Origin of the sequence: Afipia clevelandensis ATCC 49720 (genome assembly GCF_000336555.1) — a bacterium.
In the GTDB taxonomy this organism is placed as follows: Bacteria; Pseudomonadota; Alphaproteobacteria; order Rhizobiales; family Xanthobacteraceae; genus Afipia; species Afipia clevelandensis.
In genome coordinates this window covers 1,078,194-1,104,509 of sequence record NZ_KB375281.1, presented here as the reverse complement: position 1 = coordinate 1,104,509, position 26,316 = coordinate 1,078,194, and the positions used below count along the sequence as shown (strand labels likewise).

Below are 26,316 nucleotides of genomic sequence, written 5' to 3'. Positions count from 1 at the left end.
TGCATTTCATGAAAAGCGATGGATACGCGGGTCAAGCCCGCGTATAACGATCTTGCGTCCGGCTACATCCCGGATCGTTTTATCCCTTACACAATCGGTGGCTTGATCGTGCTCTTGCGCTCCAGCCATGCCGGAACCGGAAGATTCTTCGAGCGCAGGAAGTCCGGATTGAACAGCTTCGACTGATAGCGCGTGCCGTAGTCGCACAGGATGGTCACAATGGTGTGGCCGGGACCGAGATCCTTCGCCAGCCGAATGGCGCCCGCGATATTCACGCCCGACGAGCCGCCGACACAGATGCCTTCGTTCTCAAGCAGATCGAACACGATCGGCACGGCCTCGGAGTCCTCGATCAGATAGGCCTTGTCCACATGCACACCCTCGATGATCGGGGTGACGCGGCCAAGGCCGATGCCTTCGGTGATCGAGCCCCCCTCGGTCGATTTGATTTCGCCGTGGTCGAAGTAGTTGTACATCGCAGCCCCGCGCGGATCGGCAACGCCGATCTTGATGTCCTTGCTCCTCTCGCGCAGATAGATCGACGTTCCCGCAAGCGTGCCGCCGCTGCCGATGGAGCAGATGAAGCCATCGACCTTGCCGTTTGTCTGATCCCAGATTTCCGGGCCGGTGGAAACGTAGTGGGCCTTGCGGTTGTCGAGATTGTTCCATTGGTCCGCGAACAGCACGCCGTTTTTCTCGGTCTTGCGCAGTTCATCCGCGAGGCGGCGGCCGACATGCTGATAGTTGTTCGGGTTGCTGAACGGCAGCGCAGGCACTTCGACGAGTTCAGCGCCGAGCAGGCGCAGCACGTCTTTCTTTTCCTGGCTCTGCGTTTCCGGAATCACGATGATCGTCCGATAGCCGCGCGCGGCCGCGACCAGCGCAAGACCGATGCCGGTGTTGCCCGCGGTGCTTTCAACCACGAGGCCGCCGGGCTTGAGGTCGCCGCGCTTCTCAGCCTCGAGGATCATCTGTTTGCCGGCGCGGTCCTTCACCGACTGGCCGGGATTCATGAACTCGGCCTTGCCGAGAATGGTGCAGCCGGTTTCTTCAGAGGCGCGTTTCAGCTTGATGAGCGGCGTGTGGCCAATGGCTTCGATGACGTCGTTGCGAATGGGCATGATTTGGAAGGACCGGCTGTGTCAGGAGACGAAGGAGTGAGCCGTCAACCTAGAGGCCACCCGCCGTTCCCACAAGGGTGACGCCTGCAGGCTTGATCTGCGGTATGTCCGCCGTGGTTAACCCGATTTGGCGAACACCACCTGACGAACGTCGATGTTGCCGGAGAGGAATCCGGCTTCACAATAGGCGAGGTAGTATTCCCAGAGCCGGCGGAAGCGCTCGTCGAATCCAAGCGGCATCAGGTTCGGCCATGCCGCACGGAAGTTGTCTCTCCATGTCGCGAGCGTCTTGGCATAATCTTCTCCGAAAATGCGCTCGCGGATAACAGGCACGCCGAACTTCTCACCAAGCGATTTCAGCACCTGCGGCGAGGGCAGCATGCCGCCGGGAAAAACGTACCGCTGGATGAAATCGACCTCGCGCCGGTAGGCGTTGAAGAACTTGTCCTGAATGGTGATGGCCTGAATGCCGGCGAAGCCTCCGGGCACGAGGCGGTCGCGAAGCTGCGAGAAATACTGCGGCCAGAACTGTTCGCCGACAGCCTCGATCATTTCGATGGAAGCGATGCGGTCATATTGCCCGCGTTCGTCGCGATAGTCCTGGAACCGGATTTCGACCTTCTCGTTCAGCCCGGCCGCCTGCATCCGCTTCAATGCGAAGTCGCGCTGCTCACTGCTGATGGTCAGGCCCACAACCTTCGCGTCATAATGCTTCGCGGCATATTCGGCGAAGCCGCCCCAGCCGCAGCCGATTTCCAGTACTCTCTGTCCCGGCTGAAGGTTGATCGCTTCTGCAAGGCGTTTGTACTTGTTGGTTTGCGCGGAGGTGAGATCATTTGTGCCGTCCTCGAACAGCGCGGACGAGTAGGTCATGCTCGGATCGAGCCAGGCGGAGTAGAACGAGTTGCCGATGTCGTAATGCGCGTAGATGTTCCGCCGCGCCTGTTTCCTGGTGTTGCGGTTGAACCAGTGCCGGACCGATTGCACGAACCGCGCGACCGGCTTGTCGCCGAGCATGCCCTGGATCAACTCGTGATTGACGCAGAACACGTACAGAAACTGCGTCAGGTTCGGTGTATCCCATTCGCGGCGCAGATAGGCTTCGGCGATGCCGATGTCGCCACCATGCGCCAGCCGCCAGGCGAAATTGTAGTTATGGACTGTCATCTGCGCGGCCGGGCCGGGCTCCAGCCCCCCGCAGCGCACCACGCGGCCATCCGGCAGCGTTATGTCCAGGGTGCCGCGCCTGAGGCTGGATGCGAACTTGATGGCCAATCGGGCCAGTTTGGTCACGTCCGGCAAGACCGCATCGACGGTGTCGGGGGTCACGGTGATCACGTCAGGCATCGCGCAAATCCATCTGTGTGATGCAGCCCTGCGTCCAGATTCTCTGCTCGAGTGTACCGGCTTTCGTTGCCGAACTGTCCTTCGCTGTTGGCCTTGCCACAATTCTTGCGTCTTTGGCCCGAATCCGCAAGAGCCGGGAACCCGGCGCCGTGCTGCAGATGCGGCCAGTGGCGGTGACCGGTTTGAGCAAATCTCAGATGAAATCTTCGTAAGCCCTGGCCAGTGATTTTCAGTAGCAGCGAGAAATGCCCATTTTATGGGGAGAAGTCGGATTCCGGACCTGACACCGAAGAGACACAGGTCGCTCTTGTCCTGGGGAGGGTGATTGAACATCCCTGTGCGCCGCGATAACGGCCAGCTAATATGGATTCTGGCTATCGGAGAATGGTTTACACCGGTGTTTGAACTGCCCCTCAGGTCGAGACGTGGAGCACCTCCGCGGCTGTCGTTCGCGCTGTGCGCGGCGCTAGCCCTTGCGGCGACTTCGGGTGGTTGCATCCTGACAGCCGATCTGCCGGACCCTGCGCTGGACATTCCCGCGAACTACAAGGCCGCGTCAGCCGCGCCCGAAACCGCGACACCGTCGCTCGACTGGTGGCGCGGCTTCCGCTCGCAGGAACTCACGGTCCTGATGGAGGAGGCGCAGACCGTCAATCTCGATATCGCCGCCGCCGTGGCGCGCATCCGGCAGGCGGATGCGCTGGCCCAGACCGCAGGCGCATCGCTACTGCCGAATGTCACCGGCACATTCTCCGGTTCGCGTTCACGATCGTCGAGCAACACCGGCGTGGTGACCTCGGGCAGCGCCATTGGCCGGGGCGAGGTGACCAACCATGTCGCTTCGATGAGCGCGAGCTACGAAATCGACTTCTGGGGCAAGAACCGCGACGCGCTGCTGGCTGCCGAGGAAACCGCCAACGCCAATCGCTTTGACCGCGACGTTGTGGCGCTGACCACGCTGGCGAGTGTCGCCAACGCCTATTTCAACGTGGTCGCTTCGCAGGAGCGGATCAACATCGCAACCCGCAACATCGCCAGCGCCCAGCGCATCTACGATGCGATCAAGGCGCGGGTCGATGCCGGCACCGGCTCCGAACTCGACCTCGCGCAGCAGGAGAGCCTGCTGGCGAACCAGAAAGCGGCGATTCCACCGCTGCGGCAGGCGCTGGCGCAGAACGCCAATATCCTCGCCACGCTGGTGTCGCGTCCCCCCGAGCGGGTGCGATTGGCGGGCGGCTCGCTCGGCAGCATCGCCATCCCGCGCGTGACGCCGGGCCTGCCGTCCGACCTCCTGACCCAGCGGCCCGATATTCGGCGGCAGGAAAACCAGTTGGCCTCGGCGACTGCGAATGTCGGCAGCGCGCGGGCGCAGTTCTTCCCGAGCATTCAGTTGACGGCATCGGGCGGCTATCAGAGCGCGGCGCTGGCGGCGCTGTTCACGCCTCAATCGGCGTTCTTCAACATGGCGGCGGGGCTGACCCAGCCGATCTTCGATGCGGGCCGGATCCAGGCCAATTTCGATCTGATGCAGGCGCGGCAGGATGAAATGCTGCAGACCTATCGCAAGACCGTGATTTCGGCCTTCGCGGATGTGAATACGGCGCTGACGACCCTGAAACAGGCCAATGAACGGCTGCGGCTGCAACGCATCGTGGTGACGTCGTCCCGCCGGGCCTTTGAACTTTCGGAACGACAGCTCCGGGCCGGCACGGCTGACATCGTGACTGTGCTAAACACGCAATTGACGCTATTTCAGGCTGAAGATTCGCTGGCGCAATACCAGCTCGCCCGGCTGCTCGCGGTTGTCAGTCTCTATCAGGCATTAGGTGGCGGCTGGTCGCCAAAGACGGTGGAAGGTCCGGCGAATGCTCTTTAAGCCCGATCTGAATGAAAAGGCCAAAGCGGCGGGAGAAGGCGTCGCGCGCGTTGCATCGGGCGCGCGGCGGCGCACGGTCTCGATCATTGTCTGGCTTCTGATCCTCGGCGGTCTTGGTTATCTCGGCTGGGGTTACTTCAAGAAAACCGAGACGGCGACGCGCACGCGACCCGATTTCGGCATTCCCGTCCTCGCGGCGACGCCGCGCATCGAAGACGTGCCGGTCTATCTCGACGGCGTCGGCACCGTTCGCGCCCTCAACAACGTCACCGTGCGCGCGCAGGTAAACGGCAAGCTGCTGACCGTCAACTTCAAGGAAGGTCAGGACGTCAAGGCCGGCGACGTGCTGGCTGAAATCGATCCCGTGATCTATCAGGCGCAGTACGATCAGGCCGTCGCCAAGAAGGCGCAGGACGAGGCTACGCTCGCCAACGCGCGCACCGATCTGGTCCGCTATCAGCAACTGGCCACGGCCAAGGCAGGCTCCGCGCAGCAGGCCGACACGCAGAAGGCGCTGGTCGCGCAGCTCGAAGCGCAGGTCAAATCCGATCAGGCCGCCATCGACAATGCGCAGGCCACGCTCGGCTACACCAAAATCGTGGCGCCACTGTCCGGGCGCGTCGGCCTGCGTCAGGTCGATCCGGGCAACATCGTCCAGACCTCGGATACGACGGGCGTCGTTGTCATCACGCAATTGCAGCCGATCGCGGTTCAGTTCAGCCTGCCGCAGCAGCAGATATTCCGCGTCAACACCGCGCTGGCCAAAGCGCCGCTCGCGGTGGATGTGTTTGCAAATGACGGAAAGACCGTCGCCGACACCGGCAAGGTGATGGGCGTCGACAACCAGGTCGATCAGACCACCGGCACCGTGAAGGTGAAGGCGGAGTTCCCCAACGGCAACTTCCAGCTCTGGCCCGGACAGTTCGTCAATGTGCGGCTGAAGGTAGATACGCTCGACAAGGCGACGGTGATTCCGACGGCAGCGGTTCAGCGCGGCCCCGCCGGGACGTTCGTCTATGTCATCAATCAGGACAACACCGTCACCGCCCATCCTGTGACCGTGACACAGCAAAATGAAACCATTGCCGTGATCGCCTCAGGCGTGACGGTTGAGGATCGTGTGGTCACGACCGGCTTCGCCAACCTGTCCGAGGGCGCGAAGGTGTCGATCAGCAAGGAGTCTCAGGCGCCGACGCCGGACCTTGCGCCGCGCAAGCAACGGCCGCGGCGGGGCGAAGCGCGCAGCGATCAGAAGGAGCAGGGGGCTGCGCCCAAAGGCGAGAAGGGCCAAAAGGGCAACGGCGCGAAAGCGCCGCAGTGAACTGCGATCGAAACAGGATTCACCGTCATTGCGAGGAGCTCTTGCGACGAAGCAATCCAGCTTCTCACATCGAAAGGATGGATTGCTTCGCTTCGCTCGCAATGACGATGGAAAGTCCACCCGCTCCACCATGTTCTAGAGTAGAGTCCAACCTGTGAGCGCGCATCCATGAGCGTGTCTGAGCCATTCATCCGCCGGCCCATCGCGACCTCGCTGCTCGGCGTCGCGCTGATGATCGGTGGCGCGCTCGGATACTGGGCGCTGCCGGTGTCGGCGCTGCCGCAGGTCGACTTTCCGACGGTGCAGGTCACGACGCAATTGCCGGGTGCAAGCGCAGACGTGGCGGCCTCGCTGATTACCGCGCCGCTGGAACGCCAGCTTGGGCAAATCCCGTCGCTGGTCGCGATGACCTCGACCAGTTCCTACGGCGTCAGCCAGATATCGCTGCAGTTCGATCTGAACCGCGACATCGACGGTGCGACGCAGGACGTGCAGGCGGCAATCAATGCCGCAGCCGGTGTGCTGCCGAAAAACCTGCCCTATCCGCCGACCTATGCGAAGGTCAATCCGGCAGACGCGCCGGTGCTGACACTGGCGATGACATCGGAAACCTCGCCGCTGCGTGCGATGAGCGATCTCGCCGACACCATGATGGCGCAGCGCCTTGCGCAGATTTCCGGCGTTGGCCGCGTTTCGATCCTCGGCGGCCTGAAACCCGCCGTGCGCGTGCAGGCCGATCTGGCACGGCTCGCCGCCTACGGCATTTCGATGGAAGACCTGCGCACCGCAATCGCGGGCGCGAATGTCTCAGGCCCCAAAGGCTCGCTCGACGGTGCGCAGCAGGCCTATACCATCGCGGCCAACGACCAGATCGCCACCGCCGACGCCTACAAGCCGATCATCATTGCCTATCGCAACGGCGCACCGGTCACCATTGGCGACGTGGCGCAGATTGTCGACGGGCTTGAAAACGAGAAGACCGGTGCCTGGTATCAGGGCAAGCCCGCCGTCGTGATCGAAATCCAGCGCCAGCCCGGCGCCAATGTCATCGACGTGGTGAAGCAGATACGGGCGGAAATCCCGAAGCTGCAAAAGGCGGTTCCCGCCGGCGTCGATTTGCAGGTGGTCAGCGACCGCACCGTCACTATCCGCGCATCGGTCCATGACGTGCAGTTCACGCTGATCTTGAGCGTCGTGCTGGTGACGCTGGTGGTGCTGATCTTCCTGCGCTCGCTGCGCGCCACGCTGATCGCAGGCGTCGCGCTGCCGCTCTCGCTCATCACCAGTTTCGGCGTGATGTATTTCGCGGGCTTCAGCCTCGACAATCTCTCATTGATGGCGCTGACCATCGGCACCGGATTCGTGGTGGACGACGCGATTGTCATGATCGAGAACATCGTCCGCCATATGGAGGACGGCGAAGGCGTGATGGAGGCGGCGCTGAAAGGCGCCAGCGAAATCGGCTTTACCGTCATCTCGCTGACGGTCTCGCTGATCGCGGTGTTCATTCCGCTGCTGTTCATGTCCGGTCTTGTCGGCCGTATGTTCCGCGAGTTCGCGCTGACACTGACGATTGCGGTGGTCACATCCGCCGTGGTGTCGCTGACGCTCACGCCGATGATGTGCTCGCGGCTGCTGAAACTGCATCACGAGGAAATGCAGGTGCCGGGTCTGGCCACGCTGAGTGGCTGGATCGACCGGATGGTGGCGTTCTACGAGCGCACCTTGCTGGTGGTGCTGCGGCATCAGCGCGCCACATTGCTCGTGACGTTCCTGACCATCGTGGCGACGCTCGTTCTCTATGTCGTCGCACCGAAAGGCTTCCTGCCGCTGCAGGATACTGCCTCGATCACGGCGGTGACGGAGGCCGGGCCGGAAGTCTCGTTCGCCGACATGAAGCTGCGGCAGACCCAGGTCGCGGATGCGATCAGGGCCGATCCCGACATTGTCGGCGTGGTGTCGGTGATCGGCGCGGGAGCGGTGAACCCGACCACGAATGTCGGCCGTCTTGTCATGACCCTGAAGCCGCGCGGCGAACGCAAGACCGACATGGCCGTGGTCGTGGACCGGCTGAAGCAGCGCGTCGCGACCGTGCCGGGCATGACGGTCTATTTCCAGGCGGTGCAGGACGTGCAGATCAGCACGCGCGCCAGCCGCTCGCAGTATCAGTACACCCTGACCGCGACGGACGCGGCTTCCGTCAACGAATGGTCGAAGAAACTGGTGGAGGAGATGCGCCGCGATCCGTTGTTCCGTGACGTGTCGTCGGACGGGCAGGAGGGCGGCTTGCGCGCGCTCGTCACCGTCGACCGCCAGCGCGCGGGCCAGCTCGGCGTTTCGGTGCAGGCCGTGAACGACACGCTGAACGATGCCTTCGCCCAGCGCCAGATTTCCACGATCTTCGGGCAGGCCAACCAGTATCGCGTGGTGCTCGAAGCCCTGCCGGAATATCAGCGCGATCCGTCGGTGCTGTCCAAGCTGTATGTGCCCGGAGTGGCGGGCGCGCAGGTGCCGATCGAGACCGTCGCCACCTTGACGCGCACCACGGCGCCGCTGTCGATCTCGCACCAGTCGCAGTTCCCGGCCGTGTCGCTGTCGTTCAATCTCGCGCCCGGCGAAGCGCTCGGCAATGCGGTCCAGCGTGTCGCGGAGATCGAAAAGCGGATCGGCATGCCGGGCAATATCGTCGGTGTGTATTCGGGCGATGCGGCGGAGTTCGCCAAGTCGCTGTCCGGCCAGCCGTGGCTGATCATCGCCGCGCTGGTGACGATCTACATCGTGCTCGGTGTGCTCTACGAGAGCTACATCCACCCGATCACCATTCTCTCGACGCTGCCCTCGGCAGGCGTCGGCGCGATCCTTGCGCTGGTCCTGTGCGGTCAGGACCTGTCGGTGATCGGCCTGATCGGCATCATTCTGCTGATGGGCATCGTGAAGAAGAACGCGATCATGATGATCGACTTCGCGCTGGAGGCGGAGCGGCATCAGGGGCTGTCGTCCTACGATGCCATCGTCAAGGCGTGTCTGCTGCGCTTCCGCCCCATCATGATGACCACGCTGGCCGCATTGTTCGGCGCGCTGCCGCTGGCGCTCGAAAGCGGCACCGGATCGGAACTGCGCTTTCCCCTCGGCGTGTCGATCATCGGCGGCCTTCTGGTGTCGCAGGTGCTGACGCTCTACACCACGCCCGTGATCTATCTCGCGCTCGACCGTATCAACCGCCGGATCGAAGCGGTCGTGCCGCCCGATGAAGCCGCCGGTCCGTCCTCGCCGACCGCTGGAGCCACGGAGGGCATACAGTGACGAGACAGCCATCCTATGCGGCGCACGCCGTCACCCTGAGGTGCGAGCTTTTGCGAGCCTCGAAGGGCGACGGCGTTTCACATCGCCATCCTTCGAGGCTCGCCGAAGACGGCTCGCACCTCAGGATGACGATTCCGCCGTTGTTCCCTTTATCCAAACTCAACGCGCACCGGTAAAATGGCCTCGCTCTCCGAACCGTTCATCCGCAGGCCGGTCGGCACCACGCTGCTGGCCATCGGATTGTTTCTGGTCGGCGCGGTGGCCTACAACTTCCTGCCGGTCGCCAGCATTCCCTCGGTCGACTTCCCGCTGATCCGCGTCAGCGCATCGCGTCCGGGCGCCGATCCGACCATCATGGCCTCGACCGTCGCCGCGCCGCTTGAGCGCCGCCTCGGCGAAATCGCCGGCGTCGACCAGATCACCTCGACCAGTTCGCTCGGCTCAACCAACATCTCGATGCAGTTCGCCATCGGCCGCAATATCGACCGCGCCGCGCGTGACGTGCAGGCGGCGATCAACGCCTCGCTCGCCGATCTGCCCACCGACCTGCCGACGCTGCCGAATTTCCGCAAGGCCAATCCCGCGGCATCGCCCGTTCTCATTATCGCGCTCACCTCCAAAACGATGCTGCCGAGCGCGATCTACGACGTCGCGGACACCGTGATCGCACAGCGCATCTCGCAGGTGCCGGGCGTTGGTGAGGCGACCGTCAGCGGTGCGGATCAGCCGGCGGTTCGCATCCAGCTCAATCCCGGTGCGCTCGCGACGGCAGGGATATCGAGCGACGATGTCCGCACCGCGATCGTGAATGCCAACGCCATCGGGCCGGTCGGCACCTTCGACGGACAGGTTCTGGGCGAGACGCTGGCCGCCAACCCGCAGATGCGCACGGCCGCCCAGTTCCGCGATATCGTCATCAAGGCCGCCAACGGCAACTTCGTGAAACTCTCCGACGTCGCCACCGTGCTCGATGCCACGCGCAACAGCCGCTCCATCGCCTGGTTCAACAAGCAGCCTGCGGTTCTGATCCTCATTACCAAGCAGCAGGACGCCAACGTTATCGAGACCGTGGACCGGGTGAAGGCGCTGCTGCCGGAACTGAAGCAGTGGATTCCCGGCGGCGTCGAAGTGTCGATCCTCTCGGATCGCACCGGCACCATCCGCGCCAATGTCGAGGACATGGAATGGACGCTGGGCGCGACCTGCGTGCTGGTCATGCTGGTGGTATTCGTGTTCGTGCGCCGGATGACGCCGACCGTCGCCGCCGGAATCTCGGTGCCGCTGGCGCTGGCGGGCACCTGCGCGGCGATGTGGGTGGCCGGGTTCTCGATCAACAACCTGTCCCTGATGGCGCTGGCGGTGTGCGTCGGCTTCGTGGTCGACGACGCCATTGTCATGATCGAGAACATGTACCGAAATCTCGAGGAGGGCATGAAGCCGTATCAGGCCGCGATCCTGGGCGCGAAGCAGATCGGTTTCACCGTGCTGTCGATCAGCATTTCGCTGGTCGCCGCGTTCATTCCGCTGATTTTCATGGACGGCATCGTCGGCCGCCTGTTCCGCGAATTCTCGCTGACACTCACGTTCGCCATTCTGGTGTCGATGGTGGTCTCGCTCACCGTCACGCCGATGATCTGCGCGCATTACATCAAGGGCACGGTATCGGCGGACGAGACCTGGTTCGACCGTCTGGTGGAAGGCAGTCTGTCGCGGACGGTCCGGTTCTATGAGCGGACGCTGCATGTGGTGCTGCGGTTTCCGATCCTGACGCTGCTGGTGTTCTTCGCGACCATCGCGCTGACAGTCACGCTCTACATCAAGACGCCCAAGGGATACTTCCCGACCGACGACAGTGGCCTGGTGATCGGCGCCACGCGCGCGTCCCCCGACGTGTCGTTTCAGGCCATGCTCGGTCTGCAGCAGCGGATCGCCGATATCGTGATGGCGGACCCGGCGGTCGCCGGTGTCGGTTCAAGTCTGGGCAGCAGCAACGGCTTTGGCGGCTCCAACACCGGCCGCATGTTCATCAGCCTCAAGTCACTTGAAGAGCGCGAGGGGCTGACCACCACGCAGGTGATCGACCGGCTGCGGCGGAAACTCGGCATGGTGCCGGGCATCCGGCTGTTCATGTTCGCGGCGCAGGATCTGCGGACCGGCGGTCGCCAGAGCGACTCCAACTACCAGTATACGCTCATCAGTTCCGATCTCGATTTGCTGGCGAAGTGGGCGCCTATTGTCGCGAAACGGCTTGAGAGCGTCGAAGGCATTACGGACGTGTCGAGCGACCGCGACGCCGCGGGCCTCGCGCTCAATCTCTCGATCGACCGGAAAACCGCCGCCAGCCTCGGCGTGCAGGTTCAGGACATCGACAACGCCCTGAACAACGCCTTTTCGCAGCGTCAGATTTCGACCATCTACACCCAGCGCAACCAGTATAAAATTGTGCTCGAAGTCGATCCGCGCCTGCAGGGCGATCCTTCCGCGCTGGATCGGATTTATGTCGCGGGCAATGGGGACGCGCAGGTGCCGCTGTCGGCCGTGGTCAGGATGGAGCGCGGCCTGTCGCCGCTCTCCGTGTTCCATCAGGCTTCGTTCCCGTCGAACACCATTTCATTCAATGTTCCCGACGGCGTTCCGCTGCAGACCGCGACCGACAACATTCTGCGCGCGGTCGAGGAACTGCACATGCCTGCTGGCATCCGGGGCGAGTTCGCAGGCAACGCCGCCGACAGCCAGAAGACCGCGAGCAAGCAGCCGCTGCTCATTCTCGGCGCGCTGATCGCCGTCTATATCGTGCTCGGCGTTCTCTACGAAAGTCTCGCGCATCCGCTGACCATCATCTCGACGTTGCCGTCCGCGGGCCTCGGCGCGCTGCTTGCGCTTCAACTGACCAATACGCCGCTAACGGTGATCGCGTTCATCGGCATCATTCTCCTGATCGGCATCGTGAAGAAGAACGGCATCATGATCGTCGACTTCGCGCTTGAAGGGGAACGTCACCGCGGCCTTGGATCGGAAGAGGCGATCTTCGAGGCCTGCATCGCGCGTTTTCGCCCCATCCTGATGACGACCATGGCGGCGCTGCTCGCCGCCGTGCCGCTGGTGCTGGCGACAGGGCCGGGCACCGAACTGCGCAGGCCGCTCGGCATCACCATCATCGGCGGACTGATCGTGTCTCAGGTCCTGACGCTCTACACGACGCCGGTGATCTATCTTCTGATCGACCGGCTGCGTGGGGCCGAAAGACAGGGGCGCACCGTGCCGGACGCCGCACCCGCAGAATAAATTGCGGCGGTGCAACGCGGAGGCGGGAACCTGACGGTTCCGATCACGTTGAAGCGGTATGAAGAAACCGCCCATCCAGGAAGTTCTCGCCGAAAACGGCGAAAAAATTGAAGCCCCTCCGCCCGAAATGCTCGAGCCCGATCCAGGGCTCTCGCCGGAAGAGGTCGAACAACTCAGGCGCGATTACCTGCTGACGCGGTTCTGGATCAGCGCACGTGGCTATTGGGGATCCGGCGGCGGCCGGCTTGCATGGATATTCACTGTCGGGCTGTTCGCGCTGATCGTGCTGCAGATCACCTTTCAGTACGGCATCAACGTCTGGAACAGGGCAATCTTCGACTGCATCGAGAAGAAGGATGCCGCGCGTGTCCTGTATCTGACCGGGATATTTTTCCCGCTGGCGATCGGCAGCGTCGTGCTCGGCGTCACGCAGGTGTTTGCGCGCATGAGCATCCAGCGGCGCTGGCGCGCGTGGCTGACGGATGCTGTGGTGTCACGCTGGCTGGCCAACGGGCGCTATTACCAGCTCAATCTGGTGGATGGCGATCACAAGAATCCTGAATACAGGATCGCCGAGGATTTGCGCGTCGCCACCGACGCACCCGTGGACTTCGCCGCCGGTGTCACGCAGGCATTCCTGTCCGCGACCACCTTCATCGTCGTGCTGTGGACCATCGGCGGCGCGCTCACAGTCACGGTTGGCGGCAGCACGATCACCATTCCCGGGTTTCTTGTCATTGCCGCCATCGTGTATGCGGCCATTGCCAGCGGCTCGATGGTCGTCATCGGCAGGAACTTTGTTTCTGTCTCCGAAGCAAAGAACCAGACCGAGGCCGAGTTTCGCTACATGCTGACCCGCGTGCGCGAGAACGGCGAGAGCATCGCACTGCTCGGCGGCGAAGAAGAAGAGCGCTCCGGCATCGACAAGTCGTTCGGCAATGTCCTGAAGCAATGGGCGCGGCTGTGCGGGCAACATATGCGCACCACCATTGTCTCGCAGGGATCGAGTCTGATCGCGCCGGTGATTCCAATTCTCCTGTGCGCGCCGAAATTCCTCGAAGGCAGCATGACGCTGGGACAAGTCATGCAGGCCGCGTCCGCTTTTACCATCGTGCAGGCGGCGTTCGGCTGGCTGGTCGACAACTATCCGCGCCTTGCGGAATGGAACGCAGGCGCGCGGCGCATCGCATCGCTGATGATGTCGCTCGACGGCCTGGAGCGGGCGGAAAGGGGCGAGGGCGCAAATCGTATCGAACGCGGCGAAACGACCGACGACGCCATGCTGCGGCTGAACGATCTCTCGGTGACGCTGAACGACGGCACGGCGGTGGTCGGCGAATCCGAAGTGGTGATCGAACCCGGCGAGCGTGTGCTTGTCGCGGGCGAGTCCGGCTCCGGCAAGAGCACGCTGGTCCGCGCCATCGCCGGACTTTGGCCGTGGGGCGGCGGCAGTGTCGATTTCCATCCGGATCGCCGCATCTTCATGCTGCCGCAGAAGCCCTATGTGCCGTCCGGAACATTGCAGCGTGCCGTGGCCTATCCCGGGTCTGCCGAGGACTGGACCGTTGAACAGGTGGCCGAGAGCCTCGAGAGGGCCGGGCTGGCGCACCTCAAAGAGAAGATCGAAGAAGATGCGCCGTGGGATCAGACACTGTCCGGCGGCGAGAAGCAGCGTCTCGCCTTCGCGCGCCTGCTGCTGCACAAACCCGACATCATTGTGCTGGACGAGGCGACGTCCGCGCTCGATGACACCGGGCAGGACAACATGATGAAACTGCTTCATGACGAACTGAAGGACGCCACGATCATCAGTGTCGCTCACCGCACGGAGCTGGAAGAATTTCACAGCCGCAAGATCACGCTGGAACGCCGCAAGGGCGGGGCGAAACTGGTCAGCGACATCGACCTCATTCCGCGCAAGGGCAAGCGTCGCTTGCTTGGCGGCTGGCTCCGAAAGAGGCGTGCCCCGGCTTCCGATGCAGCCTGACGGAAATATCGCAGTGAACAGCATCGCAGGTTGCCGTTCACTGGCGCGCAGCGTATAGCCGGGCAATGTCCAAATCCCCCAAAGCTGTCGCCGCCGACGAGATCGAAGAATGCCCGCGTTGCGGCAAGCCGCTGCCGCTGTGCATCTGCGACAGCGTTGCGCCGATCGACAATCGCGTCGAACTTCTGATCCTGCAGCATCCGCAGGAGCAGGACAGGGCGCTCGGCACGGCGCGGCTGACCGCACAGCACTTCACGAAAGTGACCCACAAGATCGGCCTGTCGTGGCCGAGCCTGTCCAAGGCGCTGGGCCGCACCGTCGATCCGCAGGACTGGGCCATTCTCTATCTCGGCTCCGCCAAGGTCGCCGATCTTGCCACCGACAAGGATCTGGTCGCGATCAACCGTCAGGGCGAAATCGAGGACCATCAGCGGCAGATTCTGAAGGACCTCGAAGGCGTGGTGCTGCTCGACGGCACCTGGAGCCAGGCCAAGGCGCTGTGGTGGCGCAATGCCTGGATGCTCCGCTGCCGCCGTATCATCCTCGGGCCAAAGCAGCCCTCGCTCTACGGCAAGCTGCGCAAGGAGCCGCGGCGCGACGGGCTTTCCACCATCGAAGCTGCCGGAATGGTTCTGAGCCGGCTTGAAGGACGGCCGGAGATCGAAACCGAATTGAACGCGACATTCCAGCGGATGCTGGCGCAGTATCGCGAGGTTCAATCATCCATGCCCGAACTCGCGCCCAAGCCGAAGAAGCGCGACTATCGCCGCCCGGAAAACCGGCGCGGCAAGGGCGCGAAGGTCTAGGTATTTTTCGTCGGGAGGCTCGTGCGATGACCATTGTCATTACCGCCTTCGAGCGGTCGCCCGACGGCGGCAAGGGACTGGCGCGCGATACGCGCGTGCGCTGGGCGCTCGAAGAGGCCGGTCTGCCTTACGAGGTTCGTCTGGTATCCTTTCAGGCGATGAAGCAGTCGGCGCATCTGGCGCTGCATCCGTTCGGGCAGATTCCGACTTTTGAAGAAGACGGTCTTGCCCTGTTCGAGACCGGCGCGATCGTGCTCCACATCGCCGATCGCCATGCGGGCCTCCTGCCGGTTGATGCCCATGCAAGAGCGCGTGCGATCGCATGGATGTTCGCGGCGGTGAACACCGTGGAGCCGCCGATCCTCGATCTGGTCACCGCCAGAATCCTGGAAGGCGACAGGCCTTGGAGCAAGGAGCGGCTGCCTCTGGTCATGGATCGCATCCGCGAGCGGCTGAACCAGTTGTCCGCGCGGCTCGGCGAGGCCGACTGGCTCGACGGCGCATTCAATGCGGGCGACCTGATGATGGTATCGGTGCTTCTGCGGTTAAGGCCGTCGGGTCTTCTCGGGGAATATCCGGGCCTTGCGGCCTATGTCGCGCGCGGCGAGGCGCGTCCCGCTTACGCGCGGGCCTTCGCGGCCCAGTTGGCCGTCAACGCGCCTGCCTAGTTTCAGAACGTCCGGCGCACCCCGACAAGGCCGGAAATCACGCCCTGATCCTTGAAATCATACACGGCCGTCGGCTTGAAGCTGCCGGTCAACTGGCCGGGATTGGTCAGCGTCTGCGAGCCGGTGTGGGACTGGTCGAGATAGGTATAGAGCACTTCCGCCGAGAAGGTCAGGTTCTTGACCGGCGTCCACGCCGTGCGCTGACCAACCTGCCAGATGCTGAAATTCGGATTGCAGCTATAGCCGTTCGACTTCGGCGACAGTGCGGTGAACGCCGTGCAGAAGGCCGCCGCGCCGTTGCTGCTGAATTCGATGCGGGAATAGCTGCCGAAAATGCCGGTTTCCCATGTCGGCGACCAGTTATGCACGAAGCCGCCACGGAAACCCCAGCCGGAGGTTTTCTCGATGCTGCCGCCCGTGGAGTAGACGCCGTCCATCAGCGACAGCACCGCCATGGTCTGATAGCTGCCTGCGAAAACCGGCGAGCCGCCGCCGAACGAATCGAAGGCCGTGCCGGTGACGCCGCTGAGAAGATATTTCAGCGCGCCGTTCACATAGCTTGCATCGAGCGAGAGCTTGTCGCCCGGGCCCGTCGGCAAATTCCTCAACTGCAGGCCGCCCATCACCGCGAAGCCCCAGGTGTCGTTCGGGTGTCCGTCGGTTTCGACCGGGGCCGCGCCGCCGGGTCCCGCATAGTAGTTGGCGTGAATGTTGTGCGCGGCGCCCGAAAGCTGCGCGGTGAAGGCCTTTTGCTCAACACGGATGTTGCCGACAAAATCCGGCGAGACATTGCCGCCATAGGAATTGGTGAACACGCCGGTGAACACACCGGTGGCAGGCTGCGTCAGGCTGGCGTTGAGCAATTGCGCGCGATTGATGACGCGGTTGTCTTCGATAGCGACCGATGCCGAAACGCCGTTGCCGAATTGCGCGGTGTAGGCGATCTGCGAAATGCCGTTGACGTTGTCGTATCCGCCGATCAGGTACGATGTGAGGCTGTTGGCGCCTGACGATCCCCATGGAGTCTGGAAGATCGAGACCGCCTTGCCGAGGGTAAATCCGGCGAACTGGATGAAGCCGTAGTCGAGAGTCAGCACGCCGCTCGACGGACCTGCGCCGGTGTCGAACTGGAAGCGCGGATTCGTGTACGTGCGCAGCACGCCATATTCGGTCTGGGTGCGGGTATCGATCTGCAGTTCGGTGCGCACGCGGGTGGTGAAGTAGTCGCGGTCGCGCGACTTGGTGCCCTGGGCGTTACCCTGATCCCAGCCCGGCTTGTCGTAGTTGCCGCCGTTGAGATTCCAGTCGGCGCGAATATAGCCGCTCAGTTTGATGCAGGTGTCGGTGCCGGGGATGTAGTAGTAGCCCGGGCCGTACAGCGAGCAGATCTTGACGTACTGAACCGCCCTGGCTTTCGCAGGAAGATCGGCGGCCTGCGCGCCGGTTGCGATCGCGAGACTTGCAGCCGCACCAAGGGCCCATTGTCCTAAACGCCCGATCCGCATCGACTCAGCCCCCAAAGGTATCGTGTGGGGAGTTTTGCCGAGCGGCGTTGCAGCCGCAAGCGGATGCAACCGGGGCGCGGCAGTCTCCCGGCGGCTGCGACATTTTTGCAATAAGAGCTTACGGCGCGCTTCAGCGCCCGCCGGCATGCTGCACAAGCAGCACCCCCACGATCACGGCGAGCGTTGCGGCGGTCGCAATCAGCATGGCGCGGCCGCCCATGCCGCGGCCGATCCACCACAACAGCGCCGCGCCCATCACAATGGGGACGATGATGTCGAGGGGCGAATTCATTTTTCGGTTTCAGTCGGGGACGGGCGGCGCCGGTTTTGCCACTCCATCCATTTGCGCTCGCCCCATCCCAGCCCACGGGCCAGCGGCCGCTGCAGGAACGGCAAATCCTGCGCGATCAGAAGCAGGCCGAGGGGCAGCATCCAGAGACCGAGAACAGGCAGGAAACTGAAAACGCCGCCGAGGACCAGCAGCACGGCGAGGGGGATTCGCACCCATCGCGAGGACGGCTGCCGCACCCAGCGGACAAAACGCGCGCCCTTGTCGGGCAGGCGGTCCGCGATCCAGTCGAAGTGGCGGTCGAGTTCAGCCTTGGCTTGCGCGCTCACGTCAAAACCGCCTGTTCCATCCTGGAATCACCCCGAAAACACTCCGGAGGGTATCCTGACGCCAGAGCTATGCACACGGCTGACCGCCCGCAAGGCGGAACTGGAAGAGTGGCAATTAAGTGATTGAATTTGCTGGCTCCCCGGGCTGGATTCGAACCAGCGACCATTCGATTAACAGTCGAATGCTCTACCGCTGAGCTACCGAGGAAGACTGCTGAAGCAGCAATGGGGCCGCCTATAGCAAAGGCCCCGAGTCTTGCAAAGCGTAAATCGCCCTAAAGTGAAAATGGGATGAAAGCGGCAACTTTCCAGAGCCCTTTGCGCCGGAAGCGCGAAACCTGAGCGGGGACGATTGCATAACGACCTATGCCCTTGTAACTAGTCCGGCCTGTGAGGCCACGTGGCGGAGTGGTTACGCAACGGTCTGCAAAACCGTGTACACCGGTTCAATTCCGGTCGTGGCCTCCAATCAGCGCGCGCAACGGCCTGCCGCAGCTCTCAACCACCGCTCTTGGCGTTGCTCGTCTCGATCACCTTCATCATGTCCGCGACCGGAAACCCGCCGCGATTCATGGCGCAGAGCACGTCGATCATCTGATCGCTCGGCTCGACCGCCGACATCAGCGCGGCGCGCACTTCCGCCGGAAGATCGTCGAACTCGTCCATCTGCTTGCGCATGCGCGACAAACCATGGGCCGACAGCGAACCATTTTCGGAGTCCGGTTCTGAGGGAGGCGGCGGCACACGGCCAGGTTTGCGCGGGGCTTTGCTCATCTGATCCTGTTCACCGATCGGCAAATTCCAAACGGGCCGAAAGCCTCACGGGCTCCGTCCTCGACATATGCCGTCCCGGAGGGAAAGCCCAGTGCGGGACAGGCTTGCAACCCATTCGGCCTTGCAGCAAATATGCCCCCATACGGATGAGAATCCGGCGGTCAGGTCTTTGCTCTCAAGAGGTTATGTCATGTCAGATTTCACGGCCTTGCGGCGGACGATGGTCGACTGTCAGGTGCGTCCGAGCGATGTGACGGACCTGCGCGTCATCGACGCCATGCTGGCCGTTCCGCGCGAGCGTTTTGTGCCGGACAACAAGCGCGCCATTGCCTATCTCGACATGGATATCGACGTCGCTGCGCAGGGGCAGGCGAAGCGCTGTCTGATCCAGCCGGCGTTGCTCGCCAGAATGCTGCAGGCGGCCGATATTTCCGAGACCGACCGTGTGCTCGTGGTCGGCTGTGCCAGCGGCTATTCGGCGGCGGTTGTCGCACGCCTGGCAGGCGAGGTTTTTGCCACGGAATCAGATGGGGAACTGGCCGCCACCGCGAAGGCCAATCTCGCCGGCCTGTCCAATGTGACGGTGACCGCCGCCGCCCCGGCGGACGGCGACCCCGCCCACGGCCCGTATGACGTTATTGTGCTGGATGGCGCCACGGAACGCGAACCGGAGGCGCTCTACGGGCAATTGAAGATGGGGGGGCGGCTCGTGGGCGTGTTCGCAACCCGCCGGCCGTCGCGTGCGACCCTCGTGACCCGGTCCCCAGCGGATTTCGGGAGCCGGGTGCTCTTCGACGCCTCGGCGCCTGTTTTGGCCGGTCTGGAGCGCCGCCCGGCGTTCGTTTTCTAGGACTAGCTTCCTTTAATTTGATCAAGTGTGGCTACAATGTCCCATCCACACTGTTTCGCCTGCGGCGGCCCTGAAAGGGTTTCACCCCGGCTTGGCGATGCATAGACTTACGCGGAACGGGCACAGGCGACTCAGAGACCCGGCTTTCGCGCGCCTTCTTGATGGCGAGCGGCTGCCGGTTGGGGACAACGTATGCAAGCTAACTATCGGAAGAAACTCAGTGCGGGCGTCGCGCTAGCGGCCCTCTTGATGACTTCGGTTGTGGCCACTCCGGTCATGGCCGACACCATCGAGGCCGCTCTGGTGCGTGCCTATCAAAACAACCCTCAATTGAATGCCCAGCGTGCCTCGGTTCGCGCCACCGACGAAAGCGTCCCGCAGGCCTTGTCCGGCTACCGTCCGCGCATCGCGGTCACTGCCAGCGCCGGAACGCAGTACACCGACAGCCAGCAGAACACGAACACCGGCGGACGTGTGGCGACCACCAGCCTCGCTGGTGTCAACGCACCGCGCTCGGTCGGCGCCACCATCAGCCAGACGCTTTATAACGGCGGGCAGACCGGCAACCGCACCCGCGCTGCGGAAAGCCAGGTCTCGGCGGCGCGCGAAGGTCTGCGCGTCCTGGAACAGACCGTGCTGTTCTCGGCTGCAACCGTCTACATGGACTATCTGCGCGACTCGGCGATCGTCGAGGTGCAGAAGAGCAACGTCCGCGTGCTCGAACAAACCCTGAAGCAGACCCAGGACCGCTTCAACGTCGGCGAAGTCACCCGCACCGACGTGGCGCAGTCGCAGGCGCAGCTCGCCGCCGGCAAGACGCAGTTGCTGACCGCCGAATCCAACCTGACCACGACGCGCGCGAATTTCCGCCGCATCATCGGCAACGATCCCGGCAATCTCGCGCCGGGTTCGCCGGTCGATCGTTATCTGCCGCCGTCGCTGGCGGGCGCGGTCGATCTCAGCCTGCTGGAAAATCCCAATGTCACCGCCGCCATGTACGGCATCGACGTCAGCTTCCTGCAGGTGAAGGTGGCCGAGGGTGCGCTGTTCCCGACCGTGACCCTGCAGGGCAGCGTGCAGCAATCCTATGAAAGCACAATGGCCACCTACCGGGCTTTCGGTGCATCCGCTGTCGCGCAATTGACCGTGCCCGTCTATCAGGGCGGCGCGGAATACTCGCTGATCCGCCAGTCGAAAGAGACGCTGGCCCAGCAGCGTCTGAACCTTGAGCAGGTCCGTGACCAGACCCGCGCCACCGTCGCGCAGGCCTGGGGCCAGCTTGTCGCCGGCAAGGCGCAGGTGCAGTCGGCGCAGTCGCAGGTCACCGCGTCTGAAATCGCGCTCAACGGCGTCCGCGAAGAGGCGAGGGTCGGTCAGCGTACCACGCTAGACGTCCTCAACGCGCAGCAGGCACTGGTGAACGCGCGCGTCGCGCTTGTCACCGCGCAGCATGACCGCGTGGTCGCCTCCTACAGCGTGCTGAACTCCATCGGCCGCCTGTCGCCGAGCACGCTCAAGCTCGCGACCAACGTCTACGATCCGAGCGTCCACTATCACGAGATCCGCGATAGCTGGTTCGGCGTTCGTACCCCAGACGGCCGCTAACCGATCCTCCGCATTCGCGCTTGCCTTGTGGCGGCGCGAATGCGGATCAGGTTCGAGCGGTGTCCGGTTAACCCTGTCACATCAGTGCTGTGATCAACCGTCTGCGCACAACGGCCGTTGCTTGCAATCAATTGTTGCCATGACATACCGTCAGAGAGATCGCCAAAGCGATTCGTGACGAGGGTGTGCGGCTTTCTGTTGATCTGATTTTTGGATCCGGGCCGCTGATGTGGAGTCCGAGATGACGCAACCGGCAAAGGCGCAGGAGCCCTCGATGGAGGAGATTCTCGCGTCGATCAGGCGCATCATTTCCGATGACGAAGCTAAGCCGGCTGCGGGCGCTGCTGCTGCGGCTCCGGCACCTGCCGCCCCTCAAAAGACCGAAGTTCCAAAAGCGGAAATGGCCCGTCCGGCTGCTGCGCCCGCGCGCACGGTGATGACGGGGATTCCGCCGTCCAAGATTGCTCCCGCGCGTTCCGCCCCGGCACCTGCGCCTGCGCCTGCTGCGAAGAACAGCCAGGCCGAGATCGACGCCATGATGGCGAGCTTCGATGCCCCGGCCGCGCCTGCGAAGGCGCCCGAGCCGGAACCCGAAGACGATGTCTTCGAACTGACCGAACAGATGGCCGTGCCTGAACCGGCACCACAGCCAGTGTTCAACAAGATCGAACCCGACGACGACCTCGAATTTGCCGAAACGCCAGTGGCCGAAATTCCCGCACCCCGTCCAACACCGCCACGGTCCTTCGAGCGCGAGCCTGTGCGCGAGACGCCGGTCCAGCAGATCATGTCGGGTTCGACAGTGTCGGCGGTCGAGTCCGCCTTCAACGCGCTGCAGAACACGGTTTTGAGCAACAACGCCCGCACGCTGGAAGATCTGGTCAAGGAAATGCTGCGGCCGATGCTGAAATCCTGGCTGGATGACAATCTGCCCAATCTGGTCGAGCGGATCGTCAAGGCCGAGATCGAGCGGGTTTCGCGCGGCCGCTGATCGCTCGTTCTGACGAGCCTCATCAAAAACCCGGCTTTCGCCTCTCAAGCCCCTGTGATCCTGCAGGTTTTGCTTTCAGGGGCGACACCTCATATAGTCCCGCCGCGTTTCCCAGCGCATTCCGGATTTCACGACGCCTGAAAACACGCTAGAGCGCGCATAAGAGCGCGCCGGATGCGTTCCAGCGCGGACAAACTGACGATTGCACGCACGATGATCGAGAAAAACTACCAGCCCGCCGAGATCGAGAACCGTATCGCGAAGGCGTGGGAAGACGCCGGCGCATTCAAGGCCGGACGGCCCGAGCGCAAGGACGCCGAACCCTTCACGATCGTCATCCCGCCGCCGAACGTCACCGGCTCGCTGCATATGGGCCACGCGCTCAACAACACGCTGCAGGACATTCTCTGCCGGTTCGAGCGCATGCGCGGCCGTGACGTGCTGTGGCAGCCGGGCACCGACCATGCGGGCATCGCCACGCAGATGGTGGTCGAGCGGCAGTTGATGGAACGGCAGGAGCCGGCTCGCCGCGACATGGGCCGCGCCAAATTCCTTGAGCGTGTCTGGCAGTGGAAGGCGGAGTCCGGCGGGACCATCGTCAACCAGCTCAAGCGCCTCGGTGCATCGTGCGACTGGTCGCGCGAGCGCTTCACCATGGACGAAGGCCTGTCGCGCGCCGTCGCCAAAGTGTTCGTCGAACTCTATGCGCAAGGCCTGATCTACAAGGACAAGCGGCTGGTCAATTGGGACCCGAAGCTGCTGACCGCGATTTCCGATCTCGAAGTGCAGCAGATCGAGGTCAAGGGCAGCCTCTGGCATCTGCGCTATCCGCTGGAAGGCAAACAGTTCAATCCGGAAGACCCGTCCACCTTCATCGTGGTCGCGACCACGCGGCCCGAAACCATGCTCGGCGACACCGCTGTTGCGGTGAATCCCGAGGACGACCGCTACAGGAGCGTGGTCGGCAAGAACGTCGTGCTGCCGCTGGTTGGCCGTCTCATTCCGATTGTCGCCGACGATTACTCCGATCCGGAGAAGGGGTCGGGCGCGGTGAAGATCACGCCGGCGCACGATTTCAACGACTTCGAGGTCGGACGCCGTCACAATCTCCGGCTCATCAGCGTGCTCGATCAGGAAGCGCGGATGTCGCTGTCTGCCAACGAGGACTATCTGCGCGACCTGCCGGAAGCCGCGTTGATCTTTGCCGAAGAACTCCATGGCAAGGACCGCTTCGCCGCGCGCAAGCTGATCGTCGCGAAGCTGGAGGAGGCAGGTTTCCTCGAGAAGATCGAGCCGAACACCCACATGGTGCCGCATGGCGACCGCTCGAACGTCGTCATCGAGCCGTATCTGACCGACCAGTGGTACGTCGACGCCAAGACGCTGGCCGCGCCCGCGATCGCGGCGGTGCGCAGCGGCGAGACGGCGTTCGTGCCGAAGAACTGGGAGAAGACCTACTTCGAGTGGATGGAGAACATCCAGCCATGGTGCATCTCCCGCCAGCTCTGGTGGGGTCATCAGATTCCGGCGTGGTACGGGCCGGACGGCAAGGTGTTCGTCGCCGAGACCGAAGACGAAGCGGTCGGCAAGGCGCTCGGCTATTACGTCGAGCAGGACGTCATCACGGCGGAGCAGGGCCGTGAAATGGCGCTCGATCCCGCCAAGCGCGAGGGCTTCATCACCCGCGACGAAGACGTACTCGACACCTGGTTCTCGTCGGCGCTGTGGCCGTTCTCGACGCTCGGCTGGCCCGACACCGACGCCGACGTGAAGCGCTACTATCCGACCAACGTGCTGGTGACCGGCTTCGACATCATCTTCTTCTGGGTCGCCCGGATGATGATGATGGGCATGCACTTCATGAAGGACGTTCCGTTCCCGACCGTCTACATCCACGCCCTCGTCCGCGACGAGAAGGGCGCCAAGATGTCGAAGTCGAAAGGCAACGTCATCGACCCGCTGCACCTGATCGACGACTACGGCGCCGACGCGCTACGCTTCACGCTGGCGGCGATGGCGGCGCAGGGCCGCGACATCAAGCTCTCGACCCAGCGTGTTGAAGGCTACCGCAACTTCGCGACCAAGCTGTGGAACGCCTCGCGCTTCGCCGAAATGAACGGCTGCGCGCTGGCCGAGGGCTTCGATCCGGCCAATGCCAAGGAAACGCTCAACCGGTGGATTGCGCATGAAACCGCACGCGCCACGCAAGACGTCACCGAAGCGATCCAGGCCTATCGCTTCAACGATGCGGCAAACAGCATGTACCGCTTCGTCTGGAACATCTTCTGCGACTGGTATCTCGAACTCGCCAAGCCCGTGCTGATGGGGCCGGACTCGCCCGCCAAGGCCGAGACGCAGGCCAGCATCGCCTGGGCGCGCGATGAGATCCTGAAACTGCTGCATCCGTTCATGCCGTTCCTCACCGAGGAACTGTGGGCGGTGACGGCACAGCGCGATGGCCTGCTCGCGCTGGCTGCCTGGCCGCTGAAGGCGCCCGCCGAACCGATCATCGAGCCTGCGATCTCCGGCGATCCGCTGGCGATGCCGGTGGTTGTCGTGCCCGCGCCCGAGGTCGAACAGTTCAGCGATCCGGCGGCCGAAGCCGAAATCGGCTGGCTGGTCGAACTCATCTCGTCGATCCGATCGGTTCGCGCGGAAATGAACATTCCGCCCGCGACGCTGTTTCCGCTGGTGCTGGTCGGCGCGTCCGCTGACATCAAGGCGCGTGCGGAACGCTGGAGCGATGTGATGAAGCGGCTCGCGCGCCTCGGCGACATTTCGTTTGCGGATCGTGCGCCGGATGGTTCGGTGCAGTTGCTGGTCCGCGGCGAAGTGGCCGCAATCCCGCTCAAGGGCGTGATCGATCTCGGCGCCGAGAAGGTCCGTCTCGACAAGGAGCTTGCGAAAGCGACCGCCGACATTCAGCGCGTCGATGCCAAACTCGGCAACGAGAAGTTCGTTGCCAACGCGCCGGAAGACGTCATCGAAGAACAGCGTGAAAAGCGCGAGGAAGCCGAAAGCCGCAAGGCGAAGATCCTCGAGGCTTTGGAGCGTCTCAAGGGCGCGGAATGATTCCGCAGCGGTCATCCTCGTTCAAGGCATTGCTTCTGCTCTGGCTGGCCGGAAACGGCTTGCGGCTGACGATCCTTGCGATCCCGCCGGTGCTGGCGCTGATCATTGTCGATCTCAAGCTGTCGGGCACGCAGGTCGGCATCCTCAACGCCATTCCGGTCAGCCTGTTCGCGCTGGTCGCCGTGCCGGGTTCGCTGCTGATCGCGCGCGTCGGCGCGGTGCCGGCGCTGATCATCGGTCTTCTGATCGCGGCGGCAGGCTCGGCGCTGCGCGGCTTCGCATCCGATCCGTGGATGCTTTACATCACAACCGTCGTCATGGCGGCGGGCATCGCGGTGATGCAGCCGTCGCTGCCGCCCACAGTGCGCCAGTGGGTGCCGGACCGCATCGGCTTTGCCACCGCGGTCTATACCAACGGTCTTCTGTGCGGTGAGATTTTCCCCGTGGCCCTCGCAGGATTCCTGCTGCCGTTGCTGGCGGGAAGCTGGCGCGCCAGCCTCGTGCTGTGGTCGATCCCGCTTGTCGCGATTGCCGTTGTCATCTTCCTGCTTCAGCCCGGCGGCAAGAGTGCGCCGGTGTCGCGTCATCATCTGTGGATGCCGGACTGGCGCGATCCGCTGCTCTGGAAGGTCGGCATCATCATGAGCGCCGCCAACCAGCTTTACTTCTGCACCAACGCCTTCCTTCCCGGATACCTGCTGCAGACAGGACGCACCGACCTGATCGGCCCGGCGCTCACCGCGCTCAATGTCGGGCAGTTGCCCGCATCCTTCATTCTGCTTGCGATGGCGAGCCGGTGGGAACGGAAGAAGTGGCCGCTGCTCGCCGCCGTTGCGATCGGCCTGACCGGGATCGCCGGCATGCTTTCCTTCTCGGGTTCGTGGGGCGTCGTCACGTCCGCCGCCCTGATCGGCTTCGCCTGTGCCGTCACGCTGACGCTCGTGCTTGCGCTCCCGGCACTGCTCGTTGCGCCGGATGATGTGCCGCGCATGTCGGCGGGCGTGTTCACGCTCGGCTATGGCTTTGCGATGGTGATGTCGATCCTCGGCGGCATCGCCTGGGACATCAGCGGAAAAGCTGTGTTCGCGTTTCTGCCGGTGACGGTCTGGCTGCTGCCGGCCGTTGCGCTGATTTTCGCTACCGACTTTTCCCAGCGCCGCGCCTGAGGCGGCTTGCATTGAAACTCC

Annotated in this window: 18 protein-coding genes and 2 tRNA genes; 13 read left to right on the top strand and 7 right to left on the bottom strand. The window is 63.3% G+C overall.

Annotated elements, in window-relative coordinates:
- Positions 1 to 86: 86 nt before the first annotated feature.
- Together HMPREF9696_RS04995 and HMPREF9696_RS04990 are read right to left on the bottom strand one after the other, a co-directional pair.
- Positions 87 to 1,121, bottom strand: coding sequence for a cysteine synthase A (locus tag HMPREF9696_RS04995; protein WP_002711869.1), 1,035 nt, complete (start codon positions 1,119 to 1,121; stop codon positions 87 to 89).
- A 117-nt stretch (positions 1,122 to 1,238) separates the two neighbouring features.
- On the bottom strand, positions 1,239 to 2,468 hold the full coding sequence (locus HMPREF9696_RS04990) for an SAM-dependent methyltransferase (RefSeq protein WP_002711868.1): 1,230 nt from the start codon (positions 2,466 to 2,468) through the stop codon (positions 1,239 to 1,241).
- A 325-nt stretch (positions 2,469 to 2,793) separates the two neighbouring features.
- Here HMPREF9696_RS04990 and HMPREF9696_RS04980 point away from each other — a divergent pair, with 325 nt between their 5' ends.
- The 7 genes from HMPREF9696_RS04980 (at position 2,794) to HMPREF9696_RS04950 (ending at position 15,714) form a co-directional block, all read left to right on the top strand.
- A complete protein-coding gene (locus tag HMPREF9696_RS04980) occupies positions 2,794 to 4,344 on the top strand; it encodes an efflux transporter outer membrane subunit (protein ID WP_002711867.1) in 1,551 nt (516 codons plus the stop codon).
- Positions 4,334 to 5,665 carry an efflux RND transporter periplasmic adaptor subunit gene (locus HMPREF9696_RS04975; protein ID WP_002711866.1) on the top strand — a complete coding sequence of 444 codons (1,332 nt, stop codon included), beginning with the start codon at positions 4,334 to 4,336 and terminating at the stop codon, positions 5,663 to 5,665. The genes HMPREF9696_RS04980 and HMPREF9696_RS04975 overlap by 11 nt, the downstream gene beginning before the upstream one ends.
- A gap of 168 nt (positions 5,666 to 5,833) precedes the next feature.
- Positions 5,834 to 8,968: an efflux RND transporter permease subunit gene (locus HMPREF9696_RS04970; RefSeq protein ID WP_002711865.1), complete on the top strand. Its 3,135-nt coding sequence runs from the start codon at positions 5,834 to 5,836 to the stop codon at positions 8,966 to 8,968.
- 177 nt (positions 8,969 to 9,145) lie between these two features.
- Positions 9,146 to 12,253, top strand: coding sequence for an efflux RND transporter permease subunit (locus tag HMPREF9696_RS04965; protein ID WP_002711864.1), 3,108 nt, complete (start codon positions 9,146 to 9,148; stop codon positions 12,251 to 12,253).
- Positions 12,254 to 12,311: 58 nt separating this feature from the next.
- Positions 12,312 to 14,240 carry an ABC transporter ATP-binding protein/permease gene (locus tag HMPREF9696_RS04960; RefSeq protein WP_002711863.1) on the top strand — a complete coding sequence of 643 codons (1,929 nt, stop codon included), beginning with the start codon at positions 12,312 to 12,314 and terminating at the stop codon, positions 14,238 to 14,240.
- A gap of 65 nt (positions 14,241 to 14,305) precedes the next feature.
- Positions 14,306 to 15,046, top strand: a complete 741-nt coding sequence (locus HMPREF9696_RS04955; protein WP_002711862.1) for a tRNA-uridine aminocarboxypropyltransferase — start codon at positions 14,306 to 14,308, stop codon at positions 15,044 to 15,046.
- Positions 15,047 to 15,072: 26 nt separating this feature from the next.
- A complete protein-coding gene (locus tag HMPREF9696_RS04950; RefSeq protein WP_002711861.1) occupies positions 15,073 to 15,714 on the top strand; it encodes a glutathione S-transferase family protein in 642 nt (213 codons plus the stop codon).
- 2 nt (positions 15,715 to 15,716) lie between these two features.
- Here the strand turns inward: HMPREF9696_RS04950 and HMPREF9696_RS04945 are convergent, their stop codons facing one another.
- The 4 genes from HMPREF9696_RS04945 to HMPREF9696_RS04935 all read right to left on the bottom strand — a co-directional run bounded on the left by HMPREF9696_RS04945 (position 15,717) and on the right by HMPREF9696_RS04935 (position 18,045).
- The gene (locus HMPREF9696_RS04945) at positions 15,717 to 17,219 is read right to left on the bottom strand and encodes a porin (RefSeq protein ID WP_002711860.1); all 1,503 of its coding nucleotides are present in this window, start codon (positions 17,217 to 17,219) and stop codon (positions 15,717 to 15,719) included.
- A 130-nt stretch (positions 17,220 to 17,349) separates the two neighbouring features.
- Positions 17,350 to 17,511, bottom strand: coding sequence for a hypothetical protein (locus HMPREF9696_RS21780; RefSeq protein WP_002711859.1), 162 nt, complete (start codon positions 17,509 to 17,511; stop codon positions 17,350 to 17,352).
- Complete coding sequence (locus HMPREF9696_RS04940; RefSeq protein WP_002711858.1) at positions 17,508 to 17,837, bottom strand: hypothetical protein; 330 nt, start codon at positions 17,835 to 17,837, stop codon at positions 17,508 to 17,510. Before HMPREF9696_RS04940 ends, HMPREF9696_RS21780 begins: the two co-directional genes overlap by 4 nt.
- Before the next feature lie 133 nt (positions 17,838 to 17,970).
- Positions 17,971 to 18,045, bottom strand: a tRNA-Asn gene (locus HMPREF9696_RS04935).
- 186 nt (positions 18,046 to 18,231) lie between these two features.
- Between HMPREF9696_RS04935 and HMPREF9696_RS04930 the strand changes: the two genes are divergently transcribed.
- Positions 18,232 to 18,305: transfer RNA gene (locus HMPREF9696_RS04930), tRNA-Cys, on the top strand.
- 30 nt (positions 18,306 to 18,335) lie between these two features.
- Here the strand turns inward: HMPREF9696_RS04930 and HMPREF9696_RS04925 are convergent.
- Positions 18,336 to 18,611: a hypothetical protein gene (locus HMPREF9696_RS04925; protein ID WP_002711857.1), complete on the bottom strand. Its 276-nt coding sequence runs from the start codon at positions 18,609 to 18,611 to the stop codon at positions 18,336 to 18,338.
- Positions 18,612 to 18,801: 190 nt separating this feature from the next.
- On the opposite strand from HMPREF9696_RS04925, the gene HMPREF9696_RS04920 reads away from it, so the two are divergent.
- The 5 genes from HMPREF9696_RS04920 to HMPREF9696_RS04900 all read left to right on the top strand — a co-directional run bounded on the left by HMPREF9696_RS04920 (position 18,802) and on the right by HMPREF9696_RS04900 (position 26,295).
- Complete coding sequence (locus HMPREF9696_RS04920) at positions 18,802 to 19,461, top strand: protein-L-isoaspartate O-methyltransferase family protein (protein WP_002711856.1); 660 nt, start codon at positions 18,802 to 18,804, stop codon at positions 19,459 to 19,461.
- 192 nt (positions 19,462 to 19,653) lie between these two features.
- Positions 19,654 to 21,066 carry a TolC family outer membrane protein gene (locus HMPREF9696_RS04915; RefSeq protein ID WP_002711855.1) on the top strand — a complete coding sequence of 471 codons (1,413 nt, stop codon included), beginning with the start codon at positions 19,654 to 19,656 and terminating at the stop codon, positions 21,064 to 21,066.
- 241 nt (positions 21,067 to 21,307) lie between these two features.
- Entirely contained in the window at positions 21,308 to 22,057 is a 750-nt protein-coding gene (locus HMPREF9696_RS04910; RefSeq protein ID WP_002711854.1) for a PopZ family protein, read from the top strand.
- 213 nt (positions 22,058 to 22,270) lie between these two features.
- A complete protein-coding gene (locus HMPREF9696_RS04905; protein ID WP_040301177.1) occupies positions 22,271 to 25,129 on the top strand; it encodes a valine--tRNA ligase in 2,859 nt (952 codons plus the stop codon).
- Positions 25,126 to 26,295 (top strand): MFS transporter, encoded by a 1,170-nt coding sequence (locus tag HMPREF9696_RS04900; protein WP_002711852.1) that lies wholly within the window; start codon positions 25,126 to 25,128, stop codon positions 26,293 to 26,295. Before HMPREF9696_RS04905 ends, HMPREF9696_RS04900 begins: the two co-directional genes overlap by 4 nt.
- Positions 26,296 to 26,316: the final 21 nt, after the last annotated feature.